This is a genomic window from Streptomyces dioscori (assembly GCF_003024195.1).
Taxonomy (GTDB): Bacteria; Actinomycetota; Actinomycetes; order Streptomycetales; family Streptomycetaceae; genus Streptomyces; species Streptomyces dioscori.
In genome coordinates, this window is the sequence record NZ_KZ679042.1 from 329,309 (window position 1) to 353,020 (window position 23,712).

The following is a 23,712-nucleotide window of genomic DNA, read 5'->3' on the forward strand; positions in this document are numbered from 1 at the left end:
GAGGGAGACCGTCCCGCCGGGGCGTAGCGTTCAGCTGGTGCCCGCGTCGTCGCCCGGCGCGAGAAGTCCTCGAAGACGTTCCAGGGCTCCGTCGTCGGGACGGGCGTCCTCCAAAGCCGCAAGAAAAGCCCGTCGGGCCACCGGACCACCCTCGCCGTAGAGGTACCGGGCGATCTCCCGCAGGTGGTCGCGCGCCACGTTGAGGTCCGCGATGGGTGGCAGGCCGACCGAACCCATACGCTGACGCATGTCCAGCAGGATCGACCCGCGGAAACCATGGCTGCCCATGTCCTGCAGGGCTTCCAACGCCTCCACCAGTCCTAGCTCGGCCTCGACGGTGGCGGGATCGGACGTCACAGCGCCCCCGGCAAGGATTCCGACCACCTCATCGAGATCGGCCGGCGTCCATGTCGCGGCAAGGCACCGTGCACGGGCCGCAACGAGCGCGGATCGAAGATTCAAACGAGTGGGGAAGTCGGCTGTGAGGATCCTGAGGTGGCTGACCGCCTCCGGAGTACCGCGACGGCTCAGCGTCGCAGGCAGTGACTCGCGCCAGTCCAGGGCCTCCATCTCCGGAGTCATCGTGTACACGCCGAGCGGACGGCTGCTCCCCTCCTGGGGGAAGACTGCGCTGAGCCATCGGTACAGCGTGCTCAGCCCTGCTTCATCCGCGCAGACCTCGACATGCCCGTGCTCGGAACGCCCACCGCATTTCAGCGCGAGCGCTCTGCTGAAACGATCGGATGCGTCGATCAGTCGCTCCAGTCGTGGCCATGCCTCGAAACCGTCGGCTTCCAGAAGCAACGCAGCGGCAAGCGCGGGAAGATCCATATCTGTGTCAACGCCGTCCTGCTCCACCGCTGACAGGGCTGACTCGACAGCCGACCGTGCGAGCCCGCTGTCCACAGGGAGCAGACGGGTGAGGAGACGGCACCAAGTCTGGATCAGCGCCGCTCGACCGTGCTCCTTCTCGAACGCCGCCGCCGAAACGGACCACGCATCCGCCGCGGGAGCGGAATTGAAGTCGGGAAGCAGTACCGCGGAGAGCGCGGCCAAGGAGTTCTCCCACAGTTCTGTGACCAGGGGCGACCAGTTCGCCTCCACGCGCTCCAGCACGAGCGGCGGAATACCTTCGTTCAGTTGTGCTCTCGCGGCCACAGCCATTGCACGGGCGATCGCTTGCGCATCGTTGGCCAGGGCCCTCTGCAACAGCAGGCTCCATGTGGTGGACGAGGTCACGTACCAGGGATCGGCGATCGCGCCGGCCCACACGCTCCAGCGGTCGGCGTCGAGGTCGTCCAGTCGGTCCTCGCGGTCGAGCAGGATCAACGCAAGCAGACCGGCCCAGGCACGTTTGTCCCGCTTGCCCAGTCCGAGCCATTCATCGGCATGATCGTGCTCACGGCGCAGGAACTCCAGGGCGCAGCCGGGGAGATGGGCGAGTTCGTCCGCCGTGAATACGGCGTAGCCGGGCCAGTCGCGGATGTCGTCTTCAAAGCGCTGCTGACCTCGGCCGGTGTTCGGATCGAACTGCATGTTCCAGAGCAGCAGCCAGAAGGCGTCCGTGTCGTGCAGGCGGGCCCGCTCCAGAAGTCTCCGTTGCGCCGCGATGTGCTTCGCCTTTTCCGGCCACGGCTCCGGAGAGTCGGACCGGTAGCTCATGCGCCACGCTGTGGCCAGTTCACCGTCGATCCGGATGGGCTCGTAGAACCAGCTCAGGTACGGCCAGGCCGGGTTGTCCTGGTTCCGATAAGCGAGTTCGAAGTGTTCTCCGCCCTGTGGAGCGAACAGGAGACCCACCAGCCGGGCGTACACGTCCGCGAGTTCGGGACTGTCGGCGAAGTCGGCCGCGTTCCGAAGAGCCCAGGTGAAGTCATCTGCGCCGAGCAGCATGTGACGATCGCCGTGAGGGTCGTGTTCCTCCGCGAATCCCCGTCGGCGGGGCTCCCATTCACGCACGACGAGCAATGCGAAATAGGGCATGGCCTGTCCCTCGCTCAGGCCGTGGACGAGTAGTGCGTGGGCAAGCGCGTGTCGCAGTTCTCGAACCGCGGTCGGCTCCAGCCCGTCCGGTGTGACCGGGTTGAGGGCGTGCGGGAACTCCACCTTCTCGTGACTCAGTATGTGCACGGTGATGATCCGGGCCAGTTGCGGAAGCATCGATTCGGCGTCGGGGACGCTCAGCGCCCGGTCGACCGTGTCCGATACGAGCCTGCCCTCCGTGAACCTGTGCGTCTTGCCGGAGGCCCCGGCTGCGTCCTCCTGCACGACCCGCGCCAGCCAGGTCACGAGTTGGGGCACTTCCGCATCAGGACAAACTGTGGGCAGAGTAGCGACGAAGGACTCGTACATCCCGTAACGGTCGCTGCTCGGTGGCTCGCTGAGAGCGTCGAGCACGGTCGCCGTGTCGAGGTATCGGGGCCAGAGGAGGCGCAACAGAACACCCCTGAGGTCACGGCCCGGGTCCATCCCCGTTTCCGGTGCGAGCGTCTCCAGCACCGCGCTCAGGGCTGGTGCGGCCAAGGTCTCGTCGCAGACGAAGGCGGCCTTGGCGGCGTGCGCGCGACTGCCTGCGGGCCACCGGGCGTCCGCCGTCACCTTCAGCAGCAGTGGTGCCAGGTCCGGTGAAGGGCACTGCTCCGCGAGCCTCAGCGCCACCTCGACCTTCGCCCGGGTCTCCCAGTCCTCGAAGTCCTTCGGATCCAGCGTGAGCACAGGGGCGAGCTGACGGCCCAGACCGGGATGTCCCAGCACCCAGCGGGTCAGTTCCCAGCGGGCCTCGCCGAATTCGACATCGGCGGCCCTCTCCAGCAGGCGACGGACGATCAGTTCCCTGACATTGTCGGAATCGACAAGTCCGCTGTGCACCGTCAGGCTCTCCGGGTCCGCCGAGGCGAGCCACTGGATACGGTCGGGAGCCAGGGCAACCAGCCACGCGGCGGTCTCCCGGAGCGACACGGGGATGCCCGCCGTCTCCTGATCCGGCGTTCCGACCAGGAACAGTCGGCGGAGTGCGGCGTCGGGGACGGAGCGGGAAATGAGGTGCTGAGCAGCGAGGAACGCGGCGAGCGACGAGTGCCGGAAAGTGGATCTGCGGTTTCCGCTCGCCGTGAACAGCCCCGTGGAGAGCACCTCTTCGATGACGGCCGCGGTCACTTGGAAAGGCTGACAGCCCGAGGTTCTCTCGGTGCCTCCGGCGAGGGTTCCGACGTCCAGGTCGGTCGTGCTCGGTCGCCCTTCCAGCAGGCTTCCGTGCCACAGGGTGCGCCGCCCCGACAACACGAGCCTCGCAGCCATGCGTCCCGCGACTTCCAGACGCTGCTGCCATGTCGTGGCCGGGGCGGACTTGGGGCGCCGGAAGAAGTCGTACTCCTGGGTCAGCAGCCGGACCGCGTCCTCGAAGAGTTCCTTGGCACTGCCTCTGAGCGTGCGACTGACCCGGTACTCACGAACGATGAGTTCCAGGGTGAGAGGCACACTCGCAAGGGCTCCGGCACGCCGGGCGACGAGTTCGGAGATCAGCTGCTCGCCCTCGACGCCGGCGCTGTCGACGAGCGTCACCGCGTCGGCCCGTGACAGCGGGGCGAGGTCCACCAGAGAGCACCTGCCGAAAGCGTGTTGGAGGACACGCGTCAGATCGGGTGGGTAGTCCCCCGTACGACAGGCGACCAGCAGCTTCAGTTTCCCGACGTCCTTGCCCCTCAGCCCCAGCTTGAGGTAGGTGGGCAGGCTGTTGCAGATCTCACTCTCGTCGGCCTGGTCGATCACCACCGTCACGTTTCCCGTGCTCGACGACGGGTTCTGCCCCGCGGCCACGCTCGGCAGCCCGGCGAGGTGCCGGCCCAGGACCATGTCCCAGGTGGCCGCTGTCACATCCGGACCGTCGACCCACACACAGAAATCCGCACCCTCGCCAAGTGCCAAGTCGTCCCACGTCGGCAGCCCCTGCACCAGAGACCTGAACACCGTGCTCTTTCCGGCGCCTGGCTCGCCCAGCAGTACCGTCGCCCCTTCACCCGACACGCCGTCCGGGGTGACAAGCGCACCTGGCACTGCCTCGGCCCCGGGTGGCAGCACCAAGTGCCCGCCGCTCAGGAATCCATCGTTGTCGAGCGGGAACAGGTCCCCGTCGAGCGAACTGTCAGCGCGTACGCGGCACAGCCGTGGGACTTGTACCGTGAAGATTCCGTTCGTCATCACACCAACCGGGCCAGCCGCTCCAGCGCCGCATCGTCAGGACGGGCGAATTCAAGAGCGGCGCGGAGCGCCCTGCGCGCGGCCGGAGGATCCCGGTAGTCGTTCATCCGTCGGACGATCTCGCGCACGTGATCACGGGCCATGGGCAGTTCCGCAGCCATGAACGCATGCGACAGGCCAAGTTCCCTCCCCATGTCGGAGAGAAGGGCCTGCCGAAAATCCGCCTTCGACATGTCGCCGAAGGCCATCAGAGCGTTGACCCAATCAGTGTCCCGCACAACAACCGTCGGGCCAGTGAGAGCGTTTCCCGCGGTTGCCCTCCCGCCCTCTCCTGCCGTCGTCGTGTCGCGCCGTGGGGGCAGGTCCGGTCGCAGGCCGAGAGGGGGCACGGTCTCGTAAGGCTGATCGGTGAGGTAGCGCAGGAGCTTCTCCGCACCGGTGGAATCGATCGGATCGACGGTGTAGTGGGTGACGGTGTGACCACCGAGAAACGCCGGCAGGTCCTCGCGGCTGCCTCCAGGAAGCACAACGCGCAGGATCCGCTTGTACCACGTGGCGAGATCGACATAGACGTAGTTCTTGATCAACCTGGCTTCCCAGGCAACACCTTCCCCGGTTCCAGGCTCCTCCGTCCCCTCAGCACGACGCTTGTAGGCGGGCGAGGCGATGGTCAGCACATAGTCGGCCGCCTCGAACTCCCGTTGCATCCAAGCCGCCCAGTCCTGGGGCTGTTCCGCAGCCGGGCGATCCAGCCGCGCGTCGATGCCGTGCTCACGCAGGAGAATCCACAACGCCCGTACCCCCTCGGCATGCGTACCGCCGTCGGACTCGTGGGCGTAGGAGATGAACACGCGGGGGCCCTCGGCCGGCTCCATGCCGGTGTCCGCCCCTGCTGAAATGTGCGTCATTCTGCGATCCCGTCACCGGCCACCCGTGGTTGCGTGCACACCGCGGCCGGTGTGAACGGCACATGCCGCTGACCTCGCACCACCCCGCAGCATCCCCATCATAGGTAGTGGGTCGCTGCGTCCGAGTCGGCATCTGCGGGGAACCGACCGGTTCGCCGGCCCACGAGTGATGCCACCCGTGGGCCGGCGGTTCACAGGCCGAGGTAGATCCGGCGCACCCGCGTGTCCTGGCTGAGTTCCTCGGAGGTGCCCGTCATGGCGACGCTGCCGTTCTCCATGACCAGGCAGTGACTCGTCGCGCCGAAGGTGAGTTTGGCGTTCTGCTCGACGAGCAGCAGGCTCAGGCCGTCCTCGCGCAGGCGTTTCAGCGCGCTCAGGATCTCCCCGACCAGCTTGGGCGAGAGCCCCATGGACGGTTCGTCGAGGAGGAGGATGCGCGGCCCGGCCATCAGGGCGCGGCCGATGGAGAGCATCTGCTGCTGTCCGCCGGAGAGCGCGCCCGCCAGCCGCCCGCCCATCTCGCCCAGTACAGGGAAGAGTTCGTGCACCTCCGCCAGCGTGGCCCGGGTTCCGGCGTCCCACCGGCGGGCGTACGCGCCGAGCAGCAGGTTCTTCTCCACGGTCAGGCCGGGGAACACATGCCTGCCCTCCGGTACGTAGCCGATGCCGTGCCGGACCATGTCGCGGGCCCGCACCCGGGTCAGGTCGCGCTCGCCCAGGGTGATGCGTCCGCCGCCCCGCGGTACCAGTCCCATCAGGGCCTTGAGCGTGGAGGTCTTGCCCGCGCCGTTGGCGCCGATGATGCCCACCGATGCCCCGGGCGCCACGCTGAAGCTGATGGAGCTGACCGCGCGGACCCCGCCGTAGTGCACGGACAGGCCGTCGACGGCGAGGGTGGCCGGTGTGCCGGGGCCGGGTGCGGTCGTTCGCCGGAACGGGATCGTCCTCATCGGGTCGCCTCCTTCGAAGCGGGAGGGGGTGAAGCGGGAGGAGGCGGGGCGGGTGGAGGCGGGGCGGGTGGATGGTCCGGCGCCGAATCCCCTAGATACGCCTCGATGACCTCGGGCGTGGCCACCACCTCGGCCGGTGTGCCCTCCGCGATGACCCCGCCGCTGGAGAGCACGGTCACGCGCTCGCACAGCGACATGACCAGACCCATGTTGTGCTCGATGAGGACGACCGTCGTGCCGCTGTCCCGGATGGAGCGCACGATGTCGGCGAGTTGCCGTACCTCCTCGCCGTTCAGTCCTGCGGCCGGTTCGTCGAGCAGCAGCAGTCGGGGCCGGGCGGCCATGGCGCGGGCGATCTCGATGCGCCGCTGGATGCCGTAGGGCAGGGAGCCGGGCGCGGCCTCGGCGAAGTCGGCGAGGCCGAAGCGGTCCAGGAGTTCCTGGGCCCGGCGGCGCAGGCGCCGTTCGCGGCGGACGACTCCGGGCTGCCACAGCGCGTACTGCCAGATGGTGTGTGTCTTCGTGCGGTCGAGGGCGACGAGGATGTTCTCCCGGACCGTCAACTGGCCGAACAGGCGCAGGTTCTGGAAGGTGCGGGCCACGCCGAGGAGGGAGAGGGTGTAGGGGCGGGCGGTGGTGGTGGCGCGGCCGGCGAACCGCACCTGGCCCGAGGTGGCCCGGTAGAAGCCGCTGATCACGTTGAACAGGGTGGTCTTGCCGGAGCCGTTGGGGCCCACGATGCCGCGTATCTCGCCGGGGGCGACGGTGAGGGAGACATCGTCCAGGGCACGCAGTCCGCGGAAGTCCTTTGTGACGGATTGGATTTCGAGGAGGGGTACGGCGGCGGAGGCAGGGGACTCGACGGGCTCGTACGGCTGGAAGGGGTGGAGCCGGGCACGGTCCTCGCCCGGCCTCCCCCGCAGTCGCCGCCGGTTCACGAACTCCTTTGCGCGGGAGGGGATTCCGGCGAGTCCGGTCGGGGCGAAGACGACCATGAGGACAACCACCACGCCGTATCCGAGCTGTGCGTAGGTCGAGAAGTCGGAGAGCCACTCGCGGATCAGGGTCAGCCCGATCGCGCCGACCACGCAGCCGACGAGGGAGCGCCGGCCGCCGATGACGACCATGGCGAGCAGGATGAACATGTTGCCGATGGAGAAGGTCTCCGGGGCGACATAGCGGATGAGGCCCGCGTACAGCACTCCGGCCAGTCCCCCGTACAGGCTGGCGAACAGGAACGCGGTCATGCGCAGCAGGGGGATCTCCGCGCCCATGGCGCCCGCGGCCAGGGAGTCGTCGCGCATCGCGCGCAGCCGTCGCCCCAGGTGCGTACGGACGACGAAGAGTCCGAAGCCGAGGCCGACCGCGCAGACCACCAGCTCCAGGTAGTAGTAGAGGTATTCGCTGGAGAGGTCGATGCCGGGCAGGGTGGGCAGCGGGATGCCGGAGATCCCGTCGGCTCCGCCGGTGACGGAGGCGTTGGTGATCCAGTTGATGAAGCCGAGTGCCAGGCCGAGGGTGACGATCCCCAGGTAGTGGGACTGCATGCGCAGGGCGGGGATGCCGACGAACAGGCCCGTCGTCACGGTCGCGAGCACCGCGAGCACGGCCGCCGCCCAGAACCCGTATCCGGAGTCGGTGGTGAGGATGGCGAGGGTGTAGGCGCCGACGCCGAAGAAGGCGACCTGGGCGAGGTTGATCTGCCCGGAGATGCCCATGGCCAGTCCCATGCCGATGGCCAGCAGGGCATAGATGAGGGCGATGTTGACGACGTGGATGGAGTAGCCGCCGAGGCCGTACGGCAGCAGCCAAGCGGCGACGGCCAGGGCTCCGAGGGTTGCGGCACGGAACTTCACGCGCGGCTCACCGTCCTCTCCCCGAAGACACCCATCGGGCGGATCATGATGGCGGCGGTGAAGACCAGGAAGGTCACCAGCACCGAGTAGCCCTGGAAGTGGCCGGCCGCGTAGGAGTCCAGGACGCCGATCGCGAGGCCGCCGACGACCGCGCCGGGGATGGAGCCGAAGCCGCCGAGCATGGCGGCGGCGAAGCCCTTGATGCCGAGGGCACCGCCGAGTGAGGCGTCGACGTACAGCATCGGTCCGACGAGACCGCCCGCGAGCGCGGCGAGGCCCGCGCCGATGGAGAAGGCGAGGGCGTTGCTGCGGCCCACGTCGATGCCGACGGCGGTGGCCGCCTCGTGGTCCATGGCGACGGCCTGCATGGCGGCGCCGCGCTTGGTGCGTGCGAGGAACCAGGCGAGACCCAGCACCGCGAGGGCCGCGACGGCCATCACCAGCAGGTCGTACGTGCGTACGCGCACCCCGAACACATCGAGCGGGGCGGCCGGTACGGGTGAGCGGACCGCCCGTCCGGTGGTGCCCCAGATCAGGATGGCGACGGCCTGGAGGACGATGCCGAAGCCGATCGTGCCGATCAGCATCAGGTCGAAGTCCTTGTTCTCCAGGGGCCGCAGGACTCGCTCGATGACCAGGCCGATCGCCGCGGTGACCGCGATGGCGACGACCATGGCGACGGCGAAGGGCAGTTTGTAGGTCAGGTAGAAGGTGGAGGCGGCGTAGGCGCCGATCATGGCGATGTCGGCGTGCGCGAAGTTGACCAGGCCCATGGTGCGGTAGACCAGGGAGAACCCCATGGCGACCAGGGCGTAGACCGCCCCGAGGCTCAGGCCTCCGACGAGTGTCTGCAGTGTCTCCTGCACTTCGGTGCTCCCGTGTTCCCAGTGCTCCCGATGCCTACTGCTGCGGGACGAGTTCGCCGTCGCGGATGACTCCGATCGTGGTCTTGGTGATGCCGACGCCCGACTCGTCGTACTGGAAGTCGCCGAGGAGACCCTTGTACCGGGTGTCGCGGATGGCGTCCGCGAGTTCCTGGCCGCTCGCGCCGTTGCTGGTCTTCAGCGCGGTGAGCAGGATGTTCGCCCCGTCGTAGGCCTTGGCGCCGTGCAGTTCCGCCTCCTTGCCGTACGCGTCCTGGTACGCGGCGGCGAACTTCTTCGAGGCGGCGCTGACGTCGTTGCTCAGATAGGGCGAGCTGACGATGGTGCCTTCGACGGCGGCCTTGCCCGCGGTGTCGATGAAGACGGGGGTGCCCTGGGGTGCCGCGCCGGCGAAGGGGGCGGTGATGCCCAGGTCCCGGGCCTGCTTGACGATCAGCCCCGCCTCGACCTCCTCCGAGCCGATGAAGATGACCTCCGGCTTCGTGGACCGGATCTTCGTCAGGGCCGCGCTGAACTCCTTCTGGTCGGTGGTAACCACCTGGTCGGTCGACGGGGTCACACCGAGGTCCTTCACGGCTTTCAGGAACGCGTCGTGCTCGCCCTTACCGAACGAGCCGTTGTTCGTGATCATGGCGATCTTCTTGTAACCCTTGTCCTTCACCAGGTGCTGGGCGAGCGTCGAGTCGTAGGTGGTGCTGGTCGGTCCGTTGAGGAAGAGGTACGGGCTCTTCAGCGCGACAAGCCCGTCGGACTGGCCGGAGGTGATGTTCGGGATCTTCGCCTGCTGGAGCACGGGGCCCATGGCGATGGTCACCGCGCTCTCCGCCGTGCCGATCATGGCGACGTACTTGTCGCTGACCAGCCTGCGGGCGATGTTGGTGCCGGTGGTCGGGTCGCCCTGGTCGTCGAAGAGCTTCAGCTGGATCTTGCGGCCGTCGACCCCGCCCTTCTCGTTCCACTCGTCGACGGCGAGCTTGGCGCCCTTGTACTCCCAGTCGCCGAGCGAACTGAGCTGCCCGCTCTGCGCGTTGACGACGGCGACCTTGATGGGTCCTGAGGACGCCTTGGTGTCGTCGTCCGATTCGCCGGGCGCGCTGCACGCGGTGAGGGCGACGGCCAGCGCGGCGGCCGTGCAGACGGCGGTTCGGCGGGTGGTGGCGCGCGTACCGGTGCGTGGTCGTGGGGTGCTGCTGCGGGTCATGGGGTCACCTCGTTGTGAGCGAGCGGTGAACGGACAGGACGGTGTGGGGGGGGTGGCGGTCAGTCGGCGAAGGACCCGCGGTAGATGTCCTTGATGTTCCAGTGGCCCGGCGTCGGCACGGGTTCGTTGACCATCGGTACGTCGATGACGGCGGGCCTGCGCCGGGCGAGCGCGTCGGCGAGGGCCTTGGAGAGGTCGGCGGGAACGGTGACCGTGTGTCCTTCGGCGCCGCAGGACCGCCCGAACGCCGCGAAGTCCGGGCTGTAGGGCAGTCCTTCGGCATCGGTGAACTCGCAACCGTAGGACCGGCCGAACGACGAGGCCTGGAGGTCGGCGATGGTGCCGTGGGCCCGGTTGTTCATCACCACGAAGACGACGGGCAGGCCCTGTTCGACGGCCATCGGCACCGCGGGCAGCTGCGCGCTCATCCCGCCGTCGCCGATGAGCGCGACGACCACGCGGTCCGGCTGGGCCAGTTGCACGCCGACCGCCGCGGCCGGGCCGAAGCCCATGGTCGAGGCTCCGCCGGGGGTGATGAAGCGCCCGCCTTCGGGGAGTTCGTAGCACTGGGCGACGCCGTTCTTGTTCCAGCCGACGTCGGTGACGAGCACCGCGTCGTCGGGCAGCGCGTCGCGCAGGTCGGCGAGGATGCGCTGGGGCCGCAGGGGGAAGGTGTCGCTGCGGCCGTCCTCGCGGGCGGTGTCGAAGACGGCCCGGCGGGCGGCGGCGACGGTCTCACGCAGGCCCTCCCGTGCGAAGGGCTCCGGCCTGGCGGCCCGCACCGCGGCCCCGATGGCTCGGACCGCGTCCCCGACATCGGCCACGGCGCCGATCTTGACGGGATAGTTGCGGCCGATCTCGGCGGGGTCGATGTCGATCTGGATGAGCCTGCTGGGTGGACTGTGCTCGTCCCCGGCCGGGCCGCTCCTGCCGCCGGACGAGCCGTGCCCGTCGCCGGGTGCGCCGGGCCCGTGGCCGGACGAGCCGTGCCGGGCGCCGAAGGTCCAGGTGTACGCCGGGTCCCATGAGCTGGCGTCCGTCTCCGCGAAGCGGGTGGCCAGCGCGAGGACCACATCGGCGCCCCTCGTGTACTCATGGGTGGTCTCCAGGCCCCAGAAGCCGGGCATGCCGAGCAGCAGGGGGTGGCTGTCGGGCAGGACGCCCTTGCCCATCAGGGAGTGCGCGAGCGGGATGTCGAGGTGCTCGGCGAGGGCCGCCAGCGCCTCGCGGGCGGCGGGTTCACGCAGTCCGCCGCCGAAGTAGATCAGCGGGCGTTCGGCGTCCAGCAGTGCTCGGGCGATGCGTTCGGCGGTGCCCCGGTCGAGACCGGGGAGCGCGGCGCCGCCGGGCAGCGGGTACGTGTCGGCGTACTCCTCGACCTGGCGGCTGAGCAGGTCCATCGGGATGTTGACGAGCACGGCCCCGGGCCGGCCGGAGGTCGCGGTCCAGAAGGCCCGCTCGGTCGTACGGGCCAGATCCTGGACGCGGCGCACATGCCAGGTGCGTTTGGTGAGGGGCCGGTAGATGGCGGTCTGGTCGGCGTCCGCGTGGAGGTTGACCTCCTGGTGCGGGTGGCGGCCGGAGTAGTAGGAGGGGATGTCGCCGGAGATGACGATCAGCGGGATCGAGTCGAGTGCGGCGGTGGCCACGCCGGTCACGGCGTTCATCATGCCGGGACCGACGTGCGTGAGCAGGACGCCGGGCTTCCCGGAGGCACGGGCGTAACCGTCGGCGGCGTGTGCGGCGGCCTGCTCGTGGCGGGCGATCACGAAGTGGATCGGGCTGGGGCCGAGCGCGTCCAGCAACGCGATGTTGGTGTGGCCGCAGGTGCCGAAGACGTACTCGACTCCGTACGACTCCAGTTGGGCGACCAGGGCTTCGGCGGCGGTCACGGTCATTCGGTGCTCTCCCCGTCGATGGATGTCGTGTCGCCCCAGACGGACAGGCCGCGGAGCATGAGGGTCTTGACGACCGTGTAGTCGTCGATCATCGAGCGGGGTGTCTCGCGGCCGAAGCCGGAGTCCTTGACCCCGCCGAAGGGGACATGGTCGAGACGGTGGTTGGAGGTGCCGCCGACGATCAGCGCGCCGGTCTCCAGCTCCCGCCAGGCGGTGACGACACGGCCCAGGTCCCGGGTGAACAGCCCTGCCTGCAGCCCGTAACGACTGGCGTTGCAGAGGTCGATGACCGCGCTGAAATCGTCGTACGGGAGCACCGCGACCAGTGCCCCGAAGACCTCGTGGACCACGACCGAGGAGTCCGGCGCGGGGTCCGCCACGACGGTGGGCGCCGCGGTGGCGCCGTCGCGGGTGCCGCCGCGCAGGACGCGGGCGCCGGAGGCGGCGGCCTCGGCGGACCAGCGCACCACGCGTTCGGCGGCTTCCTCGTCAACCATCGAGCCCACGTCGGTGGCCGGGTCGAGCGGGTCGCCGACCTTCAGGGTGTCGACGGCAGCGGTGAAGGCGTCGAGGAACGTGGCGTAGCGGGAGCGGTGGACGTAGACGCGCTGGACGGAGACGCAGCTCTGGCCGGAGTTGCTGTATCCGGTGCGGGCGCACTCCTTGGCGGCCTGCCCGATGTCGGCGTCTTCGCAGACGATGGTGGCGGCGTTCCCGCCCAGTTCGAGGACCAGTCGCTTGGCTCCGGCCGCGCGGGCGACGGCCCGGCCGGTCTCGGCACTCCCGGTGAAGCTGATGACGGCCACCTCGTCGGCCGCGCACAGCACCGCGCCCACCTCGCCGCCGCCGTGCAGCAACTGCACGCCCTGCGGGGGCATACCGGACTCCAGGAGGAGTGCCACGATCGCGGCGGTGGAGGCCGGCGCCTGGGGCGGGGCCTTGACCAGGGTGGTGTTGCCCGCGGCGAAGGACGCGCCGAGTTTGTGCGCGAGGAGGTTCGCGGGGGCGTTGAAGGGGGTGATGGCGAGGGCGACCCCGGCCGGGGCGCGGTAGGTGAAGGCGGTGTTGCCGACGCCGCGTGCCCAGCCGGCGACGGGCAGGGTCTCGCCGCCGATGTGCCGTGCCTCCGCGGCGCACACGGCGAAGGTGTCCGCGACCCGGTCGATCTCGCCGAGCCCGTCCTTGACCGGCTTGCCCAGTTCCAGGGCGAGGAGGCGGGCCAGCCCCTCGCGGTGGGCGGACGCGGCGCGGGATGCTCGGTCCAGGACGTCGGCGCGCAGGGCGGGGGCGAGCCCGGCCACCGTACGGGCCGAGGGGCGGGCCCAGGCCAGGGCGCGGGAGATCTCGTCCCCGGTCGCCGTCGAGGTCCGGCTGACGACATGGCGCAGGTAGGGGCCTGTTCGGGTCGACGCGGGTCCGCTGCCACCCCAGTGGCCGGCGACGTAGGGAGGCGCTTCGGCCACTGCCGCGTCCCTGCCGGCTTTGAGAAGGGAATCGAGCATGAGATCTCCCAGGAAACCGCTCAGTGGTACTGGTGGACTGCTCTGTGGGTCGGCGTGTAACGTACGGGCGCCAACTCGCGGTGACAAGAGGGCCGTTCGAGGAAGTTTCGAAGCAGAGGGGGAAGGCGCGTGAGCGGGACCGACCATGAGGGGGCGGCGGCCGAGGCGACCGGGGTGCGCAGTGTGCGCAGGGCTCTGGACATCCTGGGACTGCTGACCGAGGACCAGCCGACGGTCACGCTGAGGGAGATCGTCGACTCCACCGGCCTGGCCAAGACCACGGTGGTCCGCATGGTGCAGACCCTTGAGCAGTGCGGCCTGCTCTGGGACACCCCGGCCGGCTACACCGCGGGTCCCGGCCTGTGGCGCTGGGCCCATCTCGCGCACACCAGCTGGGAACTGCCCCGCGAGACCCGCAAGTTGATGCGCGAACTGGCCGAGGAGCAGCAGGAGACGGTCAATCTCTTCATGCTGCGCGGCCTGTCCCGCGTCTGCGTGGCCCAGCAGGAGAGCCCGCAGCCGCTGCGTCATGTCGTACGGGTCGGTGACGAACTCCCGCTGTGGGCGGGTGCCTCGTCGAAGATCCTTCTTCGTACGGCTCCCGACTCCCTGCTGCGCCGGATCGCCGCGGGCTCGCCGCACGGCGAGGGGCATGCCAGGCAGTTGCGGGTGTGGGCGGATCTGGCGGCGGAGCGGGGCTTCGCGGTCAGCCGGGGCGAGCGCGACGAAGGGCTGACGGCCGTCGCCGTGCCGGTCGTGGGGCGCAGTGGGGCCGTGGTCGCCTCGCTCTCGCTCAGCGGTCCGAGCCACCGCTTCCCCGAGTCCGTCGTCGAGCGCTTCGCCACCGCGCTCGCCGAGGTCTCCCGGCGGATGTCCGAGCAGGGCTTCGACCACCCGCTCAGCCCGACGAAGTGAACCGACGACTCACAGAACCCGCCGGCCCCGCAGAACGAGCAGAACCCGCTGGACCCGCTCGAACCCGATGGAACCCCTGAACCCGATGGACCCACTGAACCCGATGGACCCGCTCGAACCGCTGTGACCGCAGAAGGAGCCGGTGCATGCCCGAACGACCGCTCTCAGGAATCCGCGTACTCGATCTCACCAATGTGCTCGCAGGGCCGTACTGCAGTTACCACCTCATGCTTCTCGGCGCCGAGGTCGTCAAGGTCGAACAGCCGGGCAGGGGCGACCTCGCACGGAGTCTCGGCCCCGATCCCGAACTGAACCGGTCCGGTATCGGCGCGTCCTTCCTCGCCCAGAACGCCGGCAAACAGTCCCTCGTACTCGACCTCAAGGACCCCGGCGACCGGGCCGACTTCGAGGAGCTGCTGTGCGGCGCGGACGTCCTCCTGGAGAACTTCCGAGCCGGGGTGCTGGCCCGGATGGGGTACGGGGCCGACCGGCTGCGGGACCTGAATCCGCGACTGGTCAGCTGCGCCATCAGCGGCTTCGGGCAGTCGGGGCCGATGAGTGCAGCGCCCGCCTACGACCAGATCATCCAGGGCCTGTCGGGAATGATGAGCATCACCGGTACGACCGACACCGCCCCGCTCAGGGTGGGTTTCCCGGTGTGCGACTCGCTGGGCGGTCTCGGCGCGGCCCTCGCGATCAGCGCGGCCCTGGTCGGACGGGAGAGGACCGGGCAAGGGGCCCGGCTGGACGTCTCCATGCTGGAGGTCTCCCTCTCCGCGATGGGCTGGGCCGTCTCCAACTACCTGGTCAGCGGGGTGGATCCGGAGCCGATGGGTGACCAGAACGCCACCGCGGCGCCTTCGGGGACCTTCGAGACCGCCGACGGGGGGCTGAACATCGCGGCCAACCGGCAGGAGCAGTTCGTCACGCTCTGCCGTCTCGCCGGGCTGCCCCAGCTGATCGACGACCCCAGGTTCGCCGAGCGGGAGGCGCGGAAACGGCACCGCACGGAGCTCAACTCCGAACTCAACGCGGCCCTGCGCCAGAAGACCGCCCTGGAGTGGGAGGCCATGCTGTCCGCGGCCGGGGTCCCGGCGGCCCGCGTCCTGACCGTCCCGGAGGCCGTCGAGCTGGAGCAGCTGGCGCACCGCGGCTTCTTCACGGATCTGCCCTATCCGGACGGCTCCGGCCGCACGCTGAGGGTCAGCGGCAACGGCGTGCTGGTGGACGGCGAGGCGCTGTCGCCGGGCACCCCGCCTCCGCTGCTCGACGAGCACGGCGAGGAGCGGGAACGGCTGATCGCCCGCTGGCGCGCGCACCGCCACGCCGCCGGGGCCCGGGCGTCATGACGGCGGCCGGGCCGCAGGACGGTCTTGTCGCCCAGTGGTGGGCCACCGCCGTCAGCCGGGTCGAGCCGGGCATCATCGAGCTGCGCGAACATCCGGTGCAGGACCTGATCGGCCACGCGACCTTCGTCGAGACGATCTGGCTGATGCTGCGCGGTGAACTCCCCCGGGCCGGGCACGCCGGACTCCTGGAGGCCGCCCTGGTGGCCGGTGTCGACCACGGCCCGCAGGCGCCCTCGATCGCCGCCGCCCGGATGGCCGCCACCTGTGGGGTGGGGCTCAACAGCGCCGTGGCCACCGGCGTGAACATGCTCGGCGATGTGCACGGCGGGGCCGGTCAGCAGTGTGTGGAGTTGCTGAGCGAGATCGTCGAACGGCACGGCGGCCGGGTTGCCGCGCGACCCGGCCCAGAGGCCGAACAGGACACCCGAGAGGCCGAGCCGCCCAGCCGAGATATCGAACAGCCCACCCCGGACGCGGAGTTCGAGCTCGCCGTCGCCGAGGTCGTCGGCGAGTGGCGGGCCCGCTCGCGCTATCTGCCCGGTTTCGGCCACCGTTTCCACCCACGCGATCCGCGCCGCGACCCGCTGCTCGCGCTGGTGGAACGGGCCGTGGCGGACGGCCTGGTGGAGGGCGCCCATCTGCGGGCGGCCCGTGCGGTGGAGGAGCTGCTCAACCGCGGGCGCGAGGGCAGGAAGCCCGTGCCCATGAACATCGACGGCGCGACGGCCGTCATCTACGCCGAACTGGGCTTCGCAGCGCCCCTGGCCCGCGGCCTGTTCGTGCTCAGCCGCAGTGTCGGCATCCTGGCGCACGCCTGGGAGGAGACCGGGCAGGGGCGCCGCAACAAGAGCCCCATGCCGCCGTCCATGGTGCCGGTCCACCTGGTGGCACCAACAGCGCGCCCGTAGGGCCCTGTTGACCCTCAGGTTCGAAAATCCCCGTCGCGTGTCTTGTCATGGACGCACAGCTGTCCCTAGCGTGACCTCCCATCACACGAACCCATTGTGTGGCTCGCACAAACCATCTAGCGGACCTTGATCGAATCGAGGGAACTCGGCGATGGAAAGACGGACCTTCCTCCTGACGGCCGCGGCGGGCAGTGCGGTCGGCGCCTCCACCGCGGCGTCCACCGCGCACGCGGCCCCGGACCTCGCACTCCCGGTCCCCCGGCAGTCCGCCGCGCTGGGCACCACCGGCGCCGACTGGCCCAAGGTCGGCGGCAACTACGGGAACCAGAACCACTCCACGCTCCAGGACATCACCCCGAAGAACATCAAGCGGCTCGGTGGCGCCTGGCACATCAACCTGGAGGGCGGCTCCACCGGCGCGTACCAGCAGTGCACGATCGTCGTGCAGGACGGCGTGCTGTACGTCGAGACCACCCAGCAGAACGTCTTCGCGATCGACGGCAGGACCGGCGAGGTGATCTGGAGGACCAGCCTCGGCACCGAGACCACCAACATGCGGGGCGTCGCCGTCGCCGAGGGCAAGGTCTTCACCATCTCCGGCGCCAACATCGTGTACGCGCTCGACCGGAGGACCGGCGCGATCGTCTGGCAGAAGCCACTCATCGTCGACGACAACGGCGGCGACGACGGCTGCGACAACGACAGCGGCCAGTGCGGCGGCAACAGCGGCGGCCTCGCGGGCGCGGTCGTGCACTGGGACGGCCTGGTCTACATCGGCACGGAGGGCTCGACCGCCGGCGCCCGCGGACGCGGGTACGCGCTGGACGCCCGGACCGGTGACGTCCGGTGGACCTTCTGGGGTCCGCCCGGACCCGGCGAGTACGGGCACGACACCTGGGAGGGCGACTCCTGGAAGACCGGCGGAGCGGTCCCCTGGATCCACCCGGCCGTCGACCCCGAACTCGGCCTCGTCTACTGGACGTTCGGCAACCCCTACCCCCGTACGGACGGGTCCTCGCGCGGCGGCGACAACCTCTTCGCCAACTCGATCGTCGCCATCGACGCCAGGACCGGCAAGCGGCGCTGGCACTTCCAGTCGGTCCACCACGACATCTGGGACGCCGACAACGTCATGGCGCCGGTGCTCGCCGACCTCCTCGTCGACGGCAGGAAGCGCAAGGTCGTCGTCTACGGCTCGAAGACCTGCTGGTACTACATCCTCGACCGCCGCACGGGTGAGGCCGTGCACGGCATGGAGGAGCGGCCGGTCCCCCAGCACACCCTGCAGAAGACCTCCCCCACCCAGCCCTTCCCCGGTGGCGAACCGTTCGTGTCCCCGTACCCGGAGCTGGACAAGACGACCCGGCCCGTCCCCTTCTATCCGACCGGCGGCCTGTACGAGGTCTTCTGGGACCGGGCCACCATCCTCTTCCCGGGAGCGGGCGGCGGCGCCGACTGGGGCTTCCCCTCCTTCAGCCCCCGCACCGGATACGTCTACGTCGGCTACGGGCTCGTCAACTCCTCCTACTCCAACACCCGCGGCGGCCGGGTCAACACCGCCCGGCCCCTCGGCGAGCTGTTCGGCGGCGGCCTGGTCGCGATGGACCCGCGCACCAACACGGTCGCCTGGCGCAAGGAGGGCCCGTGGTCGCTGGCCCACGGCAACGGCATCCTCACCACCGCCGGCCGCCTCCTCTTCCAGGGCCGCCCGGACGGCGTCCTCGAAGCGATGGACGACACCGACGGGAAGACGCTGTGGACCTGGCAGTGCGGCGCCGGAGTCAACACCGTCCCGGTCTCGTACGAGATCGACGGCGAGCAGTACATCGCCGTGCTGGCCGGAGGCAACGGGCTCCCCTTCCCCGACATCCCGCGGGGCGACCACCTCTGGGCGTTCAAGCTCGGCGGCAAGGTGGGCCAGGCTCCCGCGCCCACTCCCCCGGCCCGCCGCAACCAGATCCGTACCGCCGCCGTGAGCGGGACGACGGCACACGACACCGTCACGCTGGGTCGCGTCTGGAACACCTCCACGGGCGCGCCCGCAACCACCGAGAACACGGTCGCCCAGAACGCCATGGCACCCCAGCACCTGACGGTCCCGGCCGGCACCGCCGTCACCTTCACCAACCCCGCCGACAACACCCAGGCCCATGGCGCGGTCGCGTTCTTCGACGCGGAGTTCGACACCGGGCTGCTGATGCCGGGCCAGTCGTACACGTACACCTTCGGCAGGCCCGGCGAGTACTTCTACAACGACCCGGCCTTCCCCCAGTCCACCGGCAAGATCGTCGTCCGGTGAGTCGCCGTCCAGCACATCACCGTTCAGCGGATCGCCGTCCAGGGAGAGGGCCCGTCACCATGACATCCGGAGCACGTGCGGCGCGTACAGCCGTGTCCGTGGTCGCCGCCGTCGGTGCCACGCTCCTCATCGCGCTGGCCGCCTTCTTCGGCCTTCAGCAGCACGGGGACGCGCGGAGCGAGGGCGCATCGGCAGATGGCCGGCATACACGGAGCGCCGAGGAGCTGGGCAGTCCGGACTACGGGGTGTGCCGTGGCGTGAGTGCCAAGTGCTACCACGACTGGGGAAACTTCTCCCCGGGCACCGACGGCTATCGGGTGCTCCTCTACACGCGGACCGCCGGGCCCCGGCATGCCAACCTCGGCCCCGCGCTCGGGGGTGGACTCAACCCTGCGCTCGCCGACAGCAATGTCGTCCAGAAGGCCCTGGTCGAGATGGGCAGGAAGCACGGCTTCACCGTCGACTGGACCGAGGACGTCACACAACTCGCCACACCCGCGCGGCTGTTCCGGTACAACGCCGTCGTCTTCTACTCCACCAGCCGCGACGCCCTCGACGACGCCGCGCAGACCTCCCTCCGCCAGTACATCCGCGGCGGCGGGGGTTTCGCCGGGATCCACAACGCGTTCGGCACGGAGTACAACTGGCCCTGGTACGAGGGTCTGCTGGGCGGCGCCAACTTCTACGACCACGGCCCCGCGCAACCGGGCAAGGTCGTCGTACAGAACCGGCGCGACTCCTCCACCGCCGGGCTGCCGGCCCGCTGGAACTTCTCCGACGAGTGGTACAACCTCGTCCCGGCCCCTTCCAAGGTCCGTGTCCTGGCCACCGTCGACGAGTCCACGCTGGCCGAAGGCGTCACGGGCAATCAGGGGCACCCCGGCCACGGCAGGAACCACCCCGTCGCGTGGTGCCAGTACTACGACGGTGGACGGGCCTGGCTCACCACCCTCGGCCATGACGCCGCGGCCTTCTCGACGGACGGCTCGTTCCCCGGTGCCGAACAGTTCCAGCGCCTGATCCTCGGCGGCATCGAGTCCGCGATGGGCAGGGAGCCGTTCTGCCGGGCGGGCTGACTCACTCCTGAGCGGTACCGGTTGACCCATTCGCCGAATTCCCGTGCATCCTGCAAGGAAAGCGTGGAAGAAGGCGAAGATGAGATCTTCCAAGGATGACGGGATCGTTGCCGACTTCTACGACTTCGAGTCCGCGCTGTCGGACGAGGAACGCAAGATCCTGCTGAAGACACGCGCGTTCATGCACGACGAGGTCAAGCCGCTGGTGAACGAGAACTGGGCCGCGGGCACCTTTCCCAAGGAGCTGATCACCAAGTTCCGGGAGAGCGGTCTGGTGGGGCTGTCGTACGAGGGCTACGGCGAGCACGGTCCCGCGGTGAGCCATCTGCTGACCGGGATGATGGCGCTGGAGATGAGCCGGGTGGACGCGTCGGTCGCCACGTTCTTCGGCGTCCACACCGGCCTCGCCATGTACTCCGTGCACGCCGGTGGCAGCCAGGAGCAGCGGGACCGCTGGCTGCCGGGCATGGCCGCCATGGACACGATCGGGGCCTTCGCCCTGACGGAACCCCTCGACGGCTCCGACGTCGCGGCCGGTATGGGCACCACGGCCGAGCGGCAGGGCGACACCTGGGTCCTCAACGGCGCCAAGCGCTGGATCGGCAACGCCACCTTCGCCGACCACGTCGTGGTCTGGGCGAGGGACCTCGCGGACGACCAGGTCAAGGGGTTCATGGTCGGCAAGGGCACGCCGGGCTTCACCACGGAGAAGATCGCGAACAAGATCTCCCTGCGGATCGTCGAGAACGCCGACATCACCCTGACCGATGTCAGGGTGCCGGAGGCCGACCGGCTCCAGAACGTCGAGTCGTTCCGCGATGTCGCGGAGGTGCTGCGCGCCACCCGCAGCGGCGTCGCCTGGCAGGCGCTGGGCGTGATGATCGGCGCGTACGAGCTGGCGCTCGCCTATGCCACCGAGCGCGAGCAGTTCGGCCGGCCGCTCGCCGGTTTCCAGCTGGTGCAGGACCTGCTGGTCAAGAGTCTCGGCAACATCACCGCCTGCTGGGGCATGCTGCTGCAGCTCGCGCGGCTGCAGGACTCGGGCGTGTTCAAGGACCAGCACTCGTCGCTGGCCAAGGCCCATGTCACGGCACGTATGCGCGAGGTCGTGGGCTGGGCCAGGGAAATCTTCGGCGGCAACGGAATCGTGCTGGACTACGACGTGGCCCGCTTCTTCTCCGACGCGGAGGCCATCTACTCCTTCGAGGGGACCCGGGAGATGAACACGCTGATCGTCGGAAAGGCGGTCACGGGCGAGAGCGCGTTCGTCTGAGGCCTGGTGCCGCAGGTCCCGATGGTCCGAGGCCCGCCCGGCGTCACGGGGCCTGGTGTGAGGACGACGATCTCCTGCCTGTAATACTCGGCTGATGAACCGGAGCATTACAGGCAGGAGTGGCCCGGTCTCGGTGCGCCGGGCCACCGCGCGGGACGCCAAACGGCTCACGCGGCTCGTGCGCGGTTCACGCGCCTACGAGGGCCAGTACGCGGCAATGGTGGCGGGCTACCGGGTCGGCCCGGACTACATCGAGACCCACCGAGTGTTCGTGGCCGTCGCCGCCAACACCGTCATTGACGCCGCGGAGGGACACGAAGGCCAGGTGCTCGGGTTCTACTCCCTGGTCCTCGCCCCGCCGGAACTGGACCTGATGTTCGTCGCCGACCAGGCGCAGGGGCGCGGGGTGGGACGACTGCTTGTGGCGCACATGACGTCCGAGGCACGGGCGGCCGGGCTCGACCGGGTCCGCGTGGTGTCGCATCCTCCCGCCGAGGGTTTCTACCGCAGCGTGGGCGCGGTGCACGTCGGGACCGCGTCGGCGACACCGCCCGCGGTGGTGTGGGACCGGCCCGAGCTGGAGTTCCGGATCCCTACTTGCCAGTAGACTCTTCGGTACTGTCCGGTAACTTCTGCGCCCACGGAGAGAGTGCCCATGCCCCGCACGTTCACCGTCACCCGTAACATCCTGGTCGAGGCGTCACCGTCGACGGTGTACGACCAGGTCAGCCGACTCTCGCAGATGGGCCGCTGGAGCCCCGAGAACCTCGGCGCGACAGTTCCGGGCGGGGACGCGCCGGCCCAGGTCGGCATGGTCTTCGAGGGTCACAACAAGCGCCACGGCTTCCGCTGGACGACCCGCTGCACGGTCACCACCGCTGATCCCGGCAGCCGCCTCGCCTTCCGCGTCCACGCGATCGGAATCCGGCGTCCCCGCCTCAAGGCGCCCATCGCCACGTGGGAGTACCGGTTCGAGGCGGCGGGCGACGGCACCCGGGTGACGGAGACCTGGACCGACGACCGGCGCTCCTGGCCCACACTCGTGGCCAACGCCTTCGACCGCGTCGCCACCGGCGGCAAGACCTTCGCCGTCTTCCAGGTCGGCAACATCGACAGGACCCTGCGCAACCTCAAGCGGGAGCTGGAGGCACCGGCCCACTCCTGAGAAACCTCAGGCGTTCTCGTCACGTGCGGCGCGGTGGCGCAGCCAGAGGGGCAGTGCGTACCAGCACACGGCGAAGTACAGCATCACCCCGGCGACGAGGAACTCCGCGATGAGGCCCGGCAGGACGACACGCAGGATGAGCAGCAGCGTCGAGCCGATGGTGAGGGCGAGCAGGACCATCCCGAACATCATCAGCCGGTGGGCGGTCTCCACCAGCTCGTTCTTCATCCGCTGACCGGACAGGAAGCGGTGGATCGAGACCGGGGCGATGAGGGAACCGGTGGCCGCCGCACCGAGGACGACGGTGACCACGTAGATCGTCCGGTCGATGGTCCCGAGGTCCCGGAACCCGGCGGTGAAGGCCACGCTGAGCAGGAAGCCGAAGAGGATCTGTACGCCGGTCTGCGCGACCCGGGTCTCCTGGAGTATTTCGTTCCAGCGACGGTTCGCCTGTTCTCTCGGCGCCTCCGCGTTCTCTCGGGCGTCCCTGGATTCCGTGACCCTGGATTCCGTGACCCCGGAATCCGAGACCCCGGAGTCCAAGGCCTCGGAGGAGATCGTGGGGGCGGGCGGGTCCGTCACGGCCATGATGTCCTCCACAGGTATGAGCACGAGTCCGGGTACGCGTACCAGTTCGGTGACGGGCCGTGTGCGGCACGCCGGGAAATGCCGGATACCCCGCACGGCCTGCGTCAAGCCCGTTCTCCCTGGGGGCAGTTGGCACACCGGTAAGGCACGGCACCGGGCGGGCCCGCCGGCCGGCCGAGGGGGCCGGTCACTCGTCGCGTGTGGGAGGGCGGCGCGCGGGTATCCGGGCCCTGCCGATCCGCCCGGACCGGCGCCGAACCGACCACGAAAGGCGGCCCCCGTGTCCGCATCCCTGGTGGAGACCGTCGACATCCAGGCCCCCGTTTCCGTCACCTGGGCCCTGTGGAGCGATGTGACGAGGTGGCCGTCCTTCCTCAGTCACGTTCGGCTGGTGGAGCCCCTGGACGAGCGGCGTTTCGCCTGGCAGCTGTCCCTGCCCGGCGCGGACAAGAACTTCGTCGCCGAGCTGGCCGAGGTGATTCCCGAGGAGCGGATCGCCTGGCACACCGTGGAGGGGGTGCACCACGCGGGAGTCGTCACGTTCCATCACCTCAGCGACACGTCGAGCCGCGTCACCCTGCAGATCGAGTACGACCCGAAGGGTTTCGTCGAGCGTCTGGGCGCCCTGACCAATCTGGACTCGGCGCTCGCCAACTACGACCTCGGCGAGTTCCAGAAACTCGCCGAGACCGCCGCGTCGGCCTGACTCCCCCGTCCGGCCCCCGGTCCGGCGCTCCGCCGGC

18 protein-coding genes are annotated in these 23,712 nt (G+C 69.6%); 9 read left to right on the plus strand and 9 right to left on the minus strand.

Annotated elements, in window-relative coordinates; genetic code table 11:
- Nucleotides 1-30 precede the first annotated feature (30 nt).
- The 8 genes from C6Y14_RS15375 to C6Y14_RS15410 form a co-directional block, all read right to left on the minus strand.
- Nucleotides 31-4,197, minus strand: a complete 4,167-nt coding sequence (locus C6Y14_RS15375) for an NACHT domain-containing protein (protein WP_107017215.1) — start codon at nt 4,195-4,197, stop codon at nt 31-33.
- A complete protein-coding gene (locus C6Y14_RS15380; protein ID WP_107017216.1) occupies nt 4,197-5,105 on the minus strand; it encodes an effector-associated domain 2-containing protein in 909 nt (302 codons plus the stop codon). Before C6Y14_RS15380 ends, C6Y14_RS15375 begins: the two co-directional genes overlap by 1 nt.
- Before the next feature lie 191 nt (nt 5,106-5,296).
- Nucleotides 5,297-6,055 (minus strand): ABC transporter ATP-binding protein, encoded by a 759-nt coding sequence (locus C6Y14_RS15385; protein WP_107017217.1) that lies wholly within the window; start codon nt 6,053-6,055, stop codon nt 5,297-5,299.
- Nucleotides 6,052-7,911, minus strand: a complete 1,860-nt coding sequence (locus C6Y14_RS15390; protein ID WP_107017218.1) for a branched-chain amino acid ABC transporter ATP-binding protein/permease — start codon at nt 7,909-7,911, stop codon at nt 6,052-6,054. Before C6Y14_RS15390 ends, C6Y14_RS15385 begins: the two co-directional genes overlap by 4 nt.
- Nucleotides 7,908-8,777: a branched-chain amino acid ABC transporter permease gene (locus tag C6Y14_RS15395; RefSeq protein WP_107017219.1), complete on the minus strand. Its 870-nt coding sequence runs from the start codon at nt 8,775-8,777 to the stop codon at nt 7,908-7,910. Before C6Y14_RS15395 ends, C6Y14_RS15390 begins: the two co-directional genes overlap by 4 nt.
- A 34-nt stretch (nt 8,778-8,811) precedes the next feature.
- Entirely contained in the window at nt 8,812-9,996 is a 1,185-nt protein-coding gene (locus C6Y14_RS15400; RefSeq protein ID WP_107017220.1) for an ABC transporter substrate-binding protein, read from the minus strand.
- A 59-nt stretch (nt 9,997-10,055) separates the two neighbouring features.
- Nucleotides 10,056-11,894, minus strand: coding sequence for a thiamine pyrophosphate-binding protein (locus C6Y14_RS15405; protein WP_107017221.1), 1,839 nt, complete (start codon nt 11,892-11,894; stop codon nt 10,056-10,058).
- Nucleotides 11,891-13,396, minus strand: a complete 1,506-nt coding sequence (locus C6Y14_RS15410) for an aldehyde dehydrogenase family protein (protein ID WP_159074258.1) — start codon at nt 13,394-13,396, stop codon at nt 11,891-11,893. Before C6Y14_RS15410 ends, C6Y14_RS15405 begins: the two co-directional genes overlap by 4 nt.
- A gap of 129 nt (nt 13,397-13,525) precedes the next feature.
- On the opposite strand from C6Y14_RS15410, the gene C6Y14_RS15415 reads away from it, so the two are divergent.
- The 8 genes from C6Y14_RS15415 to C6Y14_RS15450 all read left to right on the plus strand — a co-directional run bounded on the left by C6Y14_RS15415 (nt 13,526) and on the right by C6Y14_RS15450 (nt 22,381).
- Nucleotides 13,526-14,311, plus strand: coding sequence for an IclR family transcriptional regulator (locus C6Y14_RS15415; protein ID WP_225891094.1), 786 nt, complete (start codon nt 13,526-13,528; stop codon nt 14,309-14,311).
- Nucleotides 14,312-14,457: 146 nt separating this feature from the next.
- Complete coding sequence (locus tag C6Y14_RS15420; protein ID WP_107017224.1) at nt 14,458-15,660, plus strand: CaiB/BaiF CoA transferase family protein; 1,203 nt, start codon at nt 14,458-14,460, stop codon at nt 15,658-15,660.
- A complete protein-coding gene (locus tag C6Y14_RS15425) occupies nt 15,657-16,568 on the plus strand; it encodes a citryl-CoA lyase (RefSeq protein ID WP_107017225.1) in 912 nt (303 codons plus the stop codon). The genes C6Y14_RS15420 and C6Y14_RS15425 overlap by 4 nt, the downstream gene beginning before the upstream one ends.
- Nucleotides 16,569-16,719: 151 nt before the next feature.
- Nucleotides 16,720-18,867 (plus strand): outer membrane protein assembly factor BamB family protein, encoded by a 2,148-nt coding sequence (locus C6Y14_RS15430; RefSeq protein ID WP_107017226.1) that lies wholly within the window; start codon nt 16,720-16,722, stop codon nt 18,865-18,867.
- 59 nt (nt 18,868-18,926) lie between these two features.
- The gene (locus C6Y14_RS15435; protein ID WP_107017227.1) at nt 18,927-19,943 is read left to right on the plus strand and encodes a ThuA domain-containing protein; all 1,017 of its coding nucleotides are present in this window, start codon (nt 18,927-18,929) and stop codon (nt 19,941-19,943) included.
- 79 nt (nt 19,944-20,022) lie between these two features.
- Nucleotides 20,023-21,216, plus strand: a complete 1,194-nt coding sequence (locus C6Y14_RS15440) for an acyl-CoA dehydrogenase family protein (RefSeq protein WP_107017228.1) — start codon at nt 20,023-20,025, stop codon at nt 21,214-21,216.
- A gap of 94 nt (nt 21,217-21,310) precedes the next feature.
- On the plus strand, nt 21,311-21,823 hold the full coding sequence (locus C6Y14_RS15445) for a GNAT family N-acetyltransferase (protein WP_107017229.1): 513 nt from the start codon (nt 21,311-21,313) through the stop codon (nt 21,821-21,823).
- 48 nt (nt 21,824-21,871) lie between these two features.
- Complete coding sequence (locus C6Y14_RS15450) at nt 21,872-22,381, plus strand: SRPBCC family protein (protein WP_107017230.1); 510 nt, start codon at nt 21,872-21,874, stop codon at nt 22,379-22,381.
- Between the two features lie 6 nt (nt 22,382-22,387).
- Here C6Y14_RS15450 and C6Y14_RS15455 read toward each other — a convergent pair whose 3' ends face one another.
- Nucleotides 22,388-23,077 (minus strand): DUF6328 family protein, encoded by a 690-nt coding sequence (locus C6Y14_RS15455; protein ID WP_225891095.1) that lies wholly within the window; start codon nt 23,075-23,077, stop codon nt 22,388-22,390.
- Nucleotides 23,078-23,249: 172 nt separating this feature from the next.
- On the opposite strand from C6Y14_RS15455, the gene C6Y14_RS15460 reads away from it, so the two are divergent.
- Nucleotides 23,250-23,675 (plus strand): SRPBCC family protein, encoded by a 426-nt coding sequence (locus C6Y14_RS15460; RefSeq protein WP_107017231.1) that lies wholly within the window; start codon nt 23,250-23,252, stop codon nt 23,673-23,675.
- Nucleotides 23,676-23,712 lie beyond the last annotated feature (37 nt).

Coding starts and splice junctions, on each gene's coding strand:
- C6Y14_RS15375 (WP_107017215.1), bottom strand. CDS start 4,197: ATGACGAACGGAATCTTCACGGTACAAGTCCCACGGCTGTGCCGCGTA.
- C6Y14_RS15380 (WP_107017216.1), bottom strand. CDS start 5,105: ATGACGCACATTTCAGCAGGGGCGGACACCGGCATGGAGCCGGCCGAG.
- C6Y14_RS15385 (WP_107017217.1), bottom strand. CDS start 6,055: ATGAGGACGATCCCGTTCCGGCGAACGACCGCACCCGGCCCCGGCACA.
- C6Y14_RS15400 (WP_107017220.1), bottom strand. CDS start 9,996: ATGACCCGCAGCAGCACCCCACGACCACGCACCGGTACGCGCGCCACC.
- C6Y14_RS15405 (WP_107017221.1), bottom strand. CDS start 11,894: ATGACCGTGACCGCCGCCGAAGCCCTGGTCGCCCAACTGGAGTCGTAC.
- C6Y14_RS15410 (WP_159074258.1), bottom strand. CDS start 13,396: ATGCTCGATTCCCTTCTCAAAGCCGGCAGGGACGCGGCAGTGGCCGAA.
- C6Y14_RS15420 (WP_107017224.1), top strand. CDS start 14,458: ATGCCCGAACGACCGCTCTCAGGAATCCGCGTACTCGATCTCACCAAT.
- C6Y14_RS15425 (WP_107017225.1), top strand. CDS start 15,657: ATGACGGCGGCCGGGCCGCAGGACGGTCTTGTCGCCCAGTGGTGGGCC.
- C6Y14_RS15430 (WP_107017226.1), top strand. CDS start 16,720: ATGGAAAGACGGACCTTCCTCCTGACGGCCGCGGCGGGCAGTGCGGTC.
- C6Y14_RS15435 (WP_107017227.1), top strand. CDS start 18,927: ATGACATCCGGAGCACGTGCGGCGCGTACAGCCGTGTCCGTGGTCGCC.
- C6Y14_RS15440 (WP_107017228.1), top strand. CDS start 20,023: ATGAGATCTTCCAAGGATGACGGGATCGTTGCCGACTTCTACGACTTC.
- C6Y14_RS15445 (WP_107017229.1), top strand. CDS start 21,311: ATGAACCGGAGCATTACAGGCAGGAGTGGCCCGGTCTCGGTGCGCCGG.
- C6Y14_RS15450 (WP_107017230.1), top strand. CDS start 21,872: ATGCCCCGCACGTTCACCGTCACCCGTAACATCCTGGTCGAGGCGTCA.